General features: G+C 70.7%; 7 protein-coding genes. 2 read left to right on the top strand and 5 right to left on the bottom strand.

From position 1 onward, the window contains the following. The 3 genes from APM_RS09660 to APM_RS09650 all read right to left on the bottom strand — a co-directional run. The coding region (locus APM_RS09660; RefSeq protein WP_007423184.1) for a GcrA family cell cycle regulator at positions 1-238 on the bottom strand (238 nt) is incomplete at its 3' end. Between the two features lie 115 nt (positions 239-353). Next, positions 354-887 carry an SH3 domain-containing protein gene (locus APM_RS09655; RefSeq protein WP_007423183.1) on the bottom strand — a complete coding sequence of 178 codons (534 nt, stop codon included), beginning with the start codon at positions 885-887 and terminating at the stop codon, positions 354-356. Continuing rightward, positions 874-1,641, bottom strand: coding sequence for a molybdopterin-synthase adenylyltransferase MoeB (locus APM_RS09650; RefSeq protein WP_007423182.1), 768 nt, complete (start codon positions 1,639-1,641; stop codon positions 874-876). The genes APM_RS09655 and APM_RS09650 overlap by 14 nt, the downstream gene beginning before the upstream one ends. A 99-nt stretch (positions 1,642-1,740) precedes the next feature. Between APM_RS09650 and queC the strand changes: the two genes are divergently transcribed. Both queC and APM_RS09640 read left to right on the top strand, forming a co-directional pair. After that, positions 1,741-2,481, top strand: coding sequence for a 7-cyano-7-deazaguanine synthase QueC (gene queC, locus APM_RS09645; protein ID WP_007423181.1), 741 nt, complete (start codon positions 1,741-1,743; stop codon positions 2,479-2,481). Between the two features lie 264 nt (positions 2,482-2,745). Next, positions 2,746-4,158, top strand: a complete 1,413-nt coding sequence (locus APM_RS09640; RefSeq protein WP_007423180.1) for a nitronate monooxygenase family protein — start codon at positions 2,746-2,748, stop codon at positions 4,156-4,158. Between the two features lie 48 nt (positions 4,159-4,206). Here the strand turns inward: APM_RS09640 and APM_RS09635 are convergent, their stop codons facing one another. Both APM_RS09635 and APM_RS09630 read right to left on the bottom strand, forming a co-directional pair. Continuing rightward, complete coding sequence (locus APM_RS09635) at positions 4,207-6,561, bottom strand: xanthine dehydrogenase family protein molybdopterin-binding subunit (RefSeq protein ID WP_007423179.1); 2,355 nt, start codon at positions 6,559-6,561, stop codon at positions 4,207-4,209. Next, a complete protein-coding gene (locus tag APM_RS09630) occupies positions 6,558-7,031 on the bottom strand; it encodes a (2Fe-2S)-binding protein (RefSeq protein WP_007423178.1) in 474 nt (157 codons plus the stop codon). The genes APM_RS09635 and APM_RS09630 overlap by 4 nt, the downstream gene beginning before the upstream one ends. Between the last annotated feature and the right edge of the window lie 111 nt (positions 7,032-7,142).

Below are 7,142 nucleotides of genomic sequence, written 5' to 3'. Positions count from 1 at the left end.
CCGCGATCGCCAGCGAAGGCAGGGTCGGCCCGGTCACCCGCGCCGGCGCGGGGCGCGACGGCCGCGCGCCGCTGATGTCGCGCCGGATCGGCGAGGGACGGGCCGGCAGATCAAGCCGGTGCGCCTTGCCGACCACCGAATTCTTGGAAATGTTCAGCCGTCGCCCGATTTCGGCGGTCGAAAGCCCTTCGTCCCAGAGCTGGCGGAGGCGGGCAATGATCTCGTCGGTCCATTCCATGGCCTGTCCTGTCCCTCTCATGTGCTACAACATTCTGTAGCCGAGCGACCGGCCTCACTCAACATCTAGTTGAGTTCTGCCTTGCAGTTTTCTGTGGAAAACCCACGTCGAAGGGCTATTTTATCGCCTCGCCGGCGAACGAGCCCCAGAACTGGTCGCGCCGGAGCCACCCCGCGCGGTGATCGACCTCCACCTGGCACCACGCCGCCCCCGCCTTGCAGCGCCGGATCACGCCGATCACGCCCTTGTCGAGATAGGCGACCGGCGTCGCATCCTTGTGCGGTCCCGCGCGCAGCGTGTGCCGGCCGCCGATGACGATGAAGCTGCGCAGGCCGTGCAGCAGCGCCTCGTGCACCCACCCGTCGCCGCCATCCGGCGCGACGACGTGGCGCCAGACATTGAATTCCCCGGTCACCTCCACCGGCAGGTCGAGCCGGTGATAGACCCAGATGATCGGATACTGGAAGCCCGGCCCCGCCCGCATGTAGATTTCCCTGGAGCGGAAACTCTCGAAGCGCGGCACCGGCCAGCCGGTGGCCGACCCCTTGCCCGGCCCCGGTCCCGGCCCGACCTTCGGCGCGTGCCACGCGCCGAGCGCCAGCGCCACGACGACCAGCCCGAGCCGGGCGAGGCGGCTAGACGCCCGCACAGGCGGCACAGTCCGGCACGCGGGGGATCGTGATCGTGCGGAACCGCGCATCCAGCGCGTCCCACAGCAGCAGCCGCCCGGCCAGCGAGGTGCCGATGCCGAGAATCTCCTTCATCGCCTCGGTCGCCTGCAACGTGCCCATCACCCCCGTCACCGGGCCGAGCACCCCGGCCTCCGAACAGGTCGGCACCATGCCCGCCGGCGGCGCCTCGGGATAGAGGCACCGATAGCAGGGGCAATCCGGCCCCGCATGCGGCTTGAAGGTGGAAAGCTGCCCCTCGAAGCGCAGCACCGCCGCCGAAACCAGCGTCCGCCGCGCCGCGACACAGGCATCGGCGACGAGGAAGCGGGTCGCGAAATTGTCGGTCCCGTCGAGCACGATGTCGTGCGCGGCGACCAGCGCGCCGACATTCCCCGCGTCCAGCCGGGCGCGGACCGGGTTGACGCTCACCTCCGGGTTCAGCCCGCGCATCGCCGCCGCCGCGCTCTCCACCTTCGGCGCGCCGAGAAACGCCACCCCGTGCGCGATCTGCCGCTGCAGGTTGGAGAGTTCCAGCACGTCGTCATCGACGATGGAAATCCGCCCGACGCCGGCGGCCGCGAGATAAAGTGCCGCCGGCGAGCCGAGCCCGCCCGCGCCGACGATCAGCACCGAGGCCGCGCGCAGCCGCGCCTGCCCGGTGCCGCCCACCTCGCGCAGCAGGATGTGGCGCGAATACCGGGCGATTTCGGTTTCGGTGAAGTCGAGATCCATGCCGCATAGAATCGCATCCGCGCCGCCCCGCCGCAAGGGCGCGGATCTACGCCCCCGATCGCGCTTGATCGCGGCCGGCCCGCCCGGCATGTTCCGGCCATGACCACCTCCCCTCCCGCCGCATCCGGCGCGGCCCTCGTCCTCTTTTCCGGCGGCCAGGACAGCGGCACCTGCCTCGCCTGGGCGCTCGACCGCTACGACCGGGTCGAGACGATCGGCTTCTTCTACGGCCAGCGCCACGCGGTCGAGCTGGAGTGCCGCGCCCCGCTGCGCGCCGCCATCGCCGGCCTGCGCCCCTGGCGCGCCACACTCGGCGCCGACACGATGCTCGACATCAGCGCCGCGCTGGCCACCCTCGGCGCCACCGCGATGACCGCCGAGATCGAGATCGAGACCACCGAGGCCGGCCTGCCCAACACCTTCGTCCCCGGCCGCAACCTGCTCTTCCTCACCTATGCCGCCGCCCTCGCCTATCGCCGCGGCATCGGCACCCTGGTCGGCGGCATGTGCGAGACCGACTATTCCGGCTACCCCGACTGCCGGAACACGACGATGCAGGCGATGCAGCTCGCCCTCTCGCTCGGCCTCGACCGCGCCGTCACGGTCGAGACGCCGCTGATGTATCGCGACAAGGCCGCCACCTGGGAGCTCGCCGCCGAACTCGGCGGCGCCGCGCTGGTCGAGGCGCTGCGGACCGGCAGCCACAGCTGCTATCGCGGCGAGCGCGCCACGCTGCACGACTGGGGCTATGGCTGCGGCACCTGCCCGGCCTGCGAGCTGCGCGCGGCGGGCTGGCAGCGCTGGCGCGCGGCGCGTGCGGATTTTGTGGACGGTGCATGACGGTTTCGTGTATCGGCGTCTCACGCGGCGGTTTCTCGTGCATCCGAATGATGATATGAATTCGTATCCGGACGGTGCAGGCGTTCGCGATGCGGCACCGCAAGCCGGCCCAGCAAGCCGGATCGGCGTTTCGGCGGCACCCCCGCCCGACACCCGATCCTCGCCCACGGCCGGCCCGGCACGGGGCGGCGCGCGACGATGGACGGCGGGCGGCAGTGAAACTCAGGATGGCATCGCGCAGGCGATGAACAGGTTATCGAGACGATGAAGACGATCAACGCGATCAGGATGGGCGGCGTCGATGTTCTCCCGCTGGTCGAAGGCGGCAAGGGTGTGGCGGTCTCCAACGGACTTTCGGCCGGAAGCTGGGCCGCCTCGGGCGGCGTCGGCACGTTCAGCGCCGTCAATGCCGACAGCTACGACGACTCCGGCCGTCCGGTCCCGCAGGTCTATCACGGCACCACGCGGCGCGCCCGCCACGAGGAGCTCGTGGCCTTCGCGATCGAGGGCGGCATCGCCCAGGCCCGGCGCGCGCACGAGGAATCGGGCGGCCAGGGGCGCATCCACGCCAACATCCTCTGGGAGATGGGCGGCGCCGAGCGCGTCATCACCGGCATCCTCGAAGGCGCGAAAGGCCTCGTGAACGGCATCACCTGCGGCGCCGGCATGCCCTACCGGCTCTCGGAAATCGCCTCGAAATTCAACATCCACTACTACCCGATCGTCTCCTCCGCCCGCGCCTTCAACGCGCTCTGGCGCCGCGCCTACCACAAGGCGCAGGAACTGCTCGGCGGCGTCGTCTACGAAGACCCCTGGCTCGCCGGCGGCCATAACGGCCTGTCCAACTCCGAAGACCCGACCAGGCCCGAAAGCCCGCTGCCCCGCGTCATCGCGCTGCGCCGGCAGATGCGCGAGTTCGGCCTCGGCGAGACGCCGATCATCATGGCCGGCGGCGTCTGGTGGCTCGAGGAATGGGAGGACTGGATCGACAATCCGGATCTCGGCCCCGTCGCCTTCCAGTTCGGCACCCGCCCGCTGCTGACCAGGGAAAGCCCGATCAGCGACGTCTGGAAGCAGAAGCTCCTCACCCTCAAGCAGGGCGACGTCTTCCTCAACCGCTTCTCGCCCACCGGCTTCTATTCCAGCGCGGTGAACAACGGCTTCATCCAGGGCCTGCGCGCCCGCAACGAGCGGCAGGTCGCCTACACCACCGAGCCGGTCGGCGAGCATACCGAGGAATACGGCGTCGGCCCGCGCAAGCGCCCGGTCTGGCTCACCCCGGCCGACCTCAAGGACGTCCACGCCTGGGAGCGCGAGGGCTTCACCGAGGCGATGCGCACCCCGGATTCCACCCTCGTCTTCGAAACCCCCGAAACCGCCGAGGAAATCCGGCTCGACCAGGTGAACTGCATGGGCTGCCTCTCGCAGTGCCGCTTCTCCAACTGGTCGCAGGAAGAGCCCGATTTCTCCACCGGCAAGAAGGCCGACCCGCGCAGCTTCTGCATCCAGAAGACCCTGCAGGACATCGCCCACACCCATAACGACCCCGATTCGGTCGACCACAACCTGATGTTCAGCGGCCACAACGGCTACCGCTTCGCGACCGATCCGTTCTATTCCAACGGCTTCATCCCGACGGTGAAGCAGCTCATCGAACGGATCCTGACCGGCCGCTGACCGAGTCAGATCCTCACCGGCCGCTGACCGCGGCCGGCGCCCTCCGCGTCAGCCGATGCCGAGGGCTTCCAGCACGCGCGCGGGCGTGATCGGCAGCGCCGTGATCCGCGCGCCGCGCGGCGCGAGCGCGTCGTTCACCGCGTTCAGCACCGCCGCCGCCGCCGCCGCCGTGCCGGCCTCGCCCACGCCCTTGGCGCCGATATGGCTTTCCCGCGTCGGCGTGCAGACATGGCCGATCACGATGTCCGGCATCTCGGCCGCCATCGGCACCAGATAATCCGCCATCGTCGCGTTCAGCATCTGCCCCTCGGAATCGTAGCGGCATTCCTCGAACAGCGCCGCCCCCAGCCCCTGCACCACGCCGCCGCGAATCTGCTCGTCCACCAGCAACGGGTTGATGATCGTCCCGCAATCCTCGACCACGAAATGCTTCAGCAGCCGCACGAAGCCGGTCTCGGCGTCCACCTCCACCACCGCCGCCTGCACCCCGTTGGTGAAGGCGAAGGGATACTCCCGCGGCACGTAATGCCGGCTCGCGACCAGCGCCGGCTCCACCCCCTGCGGCAACGTGTCGGGCCGGAAATGGGCGATGCGCGCCAGCTCGGCGAGGCTCATCCGCTCGGCCCCGCCCGCCGCATCGACGATCGCGCCATCCCTGATGTCGAGCGCCTCCGGGGCGGCCTGCAGGATGCTCGCGGCCAGCGCCAGCACGTTCTCCCGCAGCGCCGATGCCGCGCGAAACGCCGCCTCGCCGCCCACCCCCGCCCCGCGCGAGGCCCAGGTGCCGCCGCCATAGGGTGTGGCGTCGGTATCGCCGAGCTTCACCAGCACCCGCGCCGGGTCCACCCCCATCGCCGCGGCCGTCACCTGGGCGAGGATCGTCGTCGTCCCCTGCCCCTGCTCGGTGGCGCCGGCATGCAGCACCACGTCGCCGGCCGCATCGAGCCGCGCCGTCGCCCCGTCCTGCGCGGCGATCCGCGCCCCGCCGACGCCGTAGAACGCCGCCCCCGGATTGGTGATCTCGATGAAACTCGCGATCCCGATGCCCCGCCACACCCCGCGCGCCCGCTTCCCTTCCTGCTCCGCCCGCAGCGCGTCGTAGTCCATCAGCCGGACCAGCTCGTCGAGACAGGCATGGTGCGACAGCGCCTCGAACTTCATCCCCGCCGGCGAGGCGCAGGGATAGGCGTCGTCGGCGATCAGGTTGCGCCGCCGCATCTCGACCGGGTCGATCCCCCGCCGCCGCGCCGCCTCGTCCACCAGCGCCTCCGTCACCGCGGTCGCGATCGGATGCCCCACCGCGCGATATTGCGACATCATCGCCTTGGTCTGGAACACCACTCGCGCCCGCGCCGCGTAATGCGCGAAATCATACGGCCCGCCGACCAGATTGATCACCTGGTTCGCCTCCACCGCCGAGGTGCGCGGATAGGCCGAATACGGCCCCACCCCGGTCAGATCGTCCACCGCGAAGCCCTCGATCCGCCCGTCTTCCGCCACCCCGATCCGCGCCGACACCCGGTGCCCGCGCGCATGGATATCGCCGGTGAAACTCTCCAGCCGGTCGGCCACGAACCGCACCGGCCGGCGCAGGATGCGGCTCGCCGCCACCGCCGCCATCTCGTCGGGATAGACATGGATCTTGATCCCGAACGACCCGCCCACATCCGGCCCGATCACCCGGATTTGCCGCTCGGCGAGGCCGAACAGTGTGGCCAGCACGGTCTGGAACATGTGCGGCACCTGGGTGCCGAGATGCACGGTCAGCCGCTGCTCGCCCTCGTTCCAGTCCGCCACCAGCGCCCGCGGCTCCAGCGTCACCCCGGTATGCCGGGCGAAATCGAATTCCAGCGCCACGCGCTCCGCCGCCGCATCGACCGCCGCCGCCCCGCCGCCCGCCTCGATCGTCCGCGCGAACGCGAGATTATCCCCGAGTTCGGGATGGATCGCCGCCGCCCCCGGCGCGAGCGCCGCCAGCGGATCGACCACCGGCGCAAGCGGCGCGTACTCCACGACAATCCGCTCGGCGGCATCCTCCGCCTCGGCCCGGCTCGCCGCCACCACCATCGCCACCGGCTCGCCCTGGAACCGCACCCGGCCTCGCGCCAGCGGATATTGCGGCGCCGATTTCAACCCCTTGAGATGCGTCAGCACGCCGACCCACGGCGCGCACCGCCCCTCCAGCGCCGCCGCGTCGAACACGCCGACCACCCCCGGCATCTCCCGCGCCGGCGCCAGGTCGATCGCCCCGATCTCCGCATGGGCATAGGGCGATCGCAGGAACGCCGCATGCACCATGCGCGGCAGCGCGATATCGCTCGCGAACAGCCCGCGCCCCTGGGTCAGCCGCCGCGCATCCGGCCGCGCCATCGCCCGTCCGATCGGCCGGTCGGCGCCGTTCATGCCGCCCTCCGCGCCCGCGCCGTCGCCTCGACCGCGTCGACGATCGCCTCATATCCGGTGCAGCGGCAGTAATTGCCCGAAAGATGCGCGCGGATCGCCGCGCGGTCGGTCGGATCGGGCGCATGGGCGAGGAAATCCGCCGCCGCCAGCATCATCCCCGGCGTGCAATAGCCGCATTGCAGCGCGTTGCGGCGCCAGAACGCCTCCTGCAAATCCGCCAGCTCGCCCGAATCCGACACCCCCTCGATGGTCTCGACCACGCACCCCGCCGCCTGCACCGCGAGGACGAGGCAGCCGCGCACGATCGCCCCGTCCAGCCGCACCGTGCAGGCGCCGCACACGCCATGCTCGCAGCCGAGATGCGTGCCGGTCAGGCCGAGCCGCTCGCGCAGGAAATCGGCGAGATGCAGCCGGGCCGGCACCTCGGCCTCGACGCGCTCGCCATTCACGATCAGGGAAATCGCCGTCATGGAGCCAGACATTCCTTCATCACCCGCCGCAGCAGCACCCGCGCCAGATGCAGCCGCACCGGCGCCGAAATCTCCGGGTCCGCATGCGGCGGCAAATCCTCCGCGAGCGCC

Origin of the sequence: Acidiphilium sp. PM, assembly GCF_000219295.1 — a bacterium.
GTDB lineage: Bacteria > Pseudomonadota > Alphaproteobacteria > Acetobacterales > Acetobacteraceae > Acidiphilium > Acidiphilium multivorum.
The sequence above is the reverse complement of the archived record's forward strand: the minus strand, read 5'-3'. Positions and strand labels throughout refer to the sequence as shown.

Excerpts from the sequence above, each read along its gene's own strand:
- APM_RS09650 (WP_007423182.1), bottom strand. The coding sequence starts at position 1,641 with ATGGATCTCGACTTCACCGAAACCGAAATCGCCCGGTATTCGCGCCAC.
- queC (WP_007423181.1), top strand. The coding sequence starts at position 1,741 with ATGACCACCTCCCCTCCCGCCGCATCCGGCGCGGCCCTCGTCCTCTTT.
- APM_RS09640 (WP_007423180.1), top strand. The coding sequence starts at position 2,746 with ATGAAGACGATCAACGCGATCAGGATGGGCGGCGTCGATGTTCTCCCG.
- APM_RS09635 (WP_007423179.1), bottom strand. The coding sequence starts at position 6,561 with ATGAACGGCGCCGACCGGCCGATCGGACGGGCGATGGCGCGGCCGGAT.
- APM_RS09630 (WP_007423178.1), bottom strand. The coding sequence starts at position 7,031 with ATGACGGCGATTTCCCTGATCGTGAATGGCGAGCGCGTCGAGGCCGAG.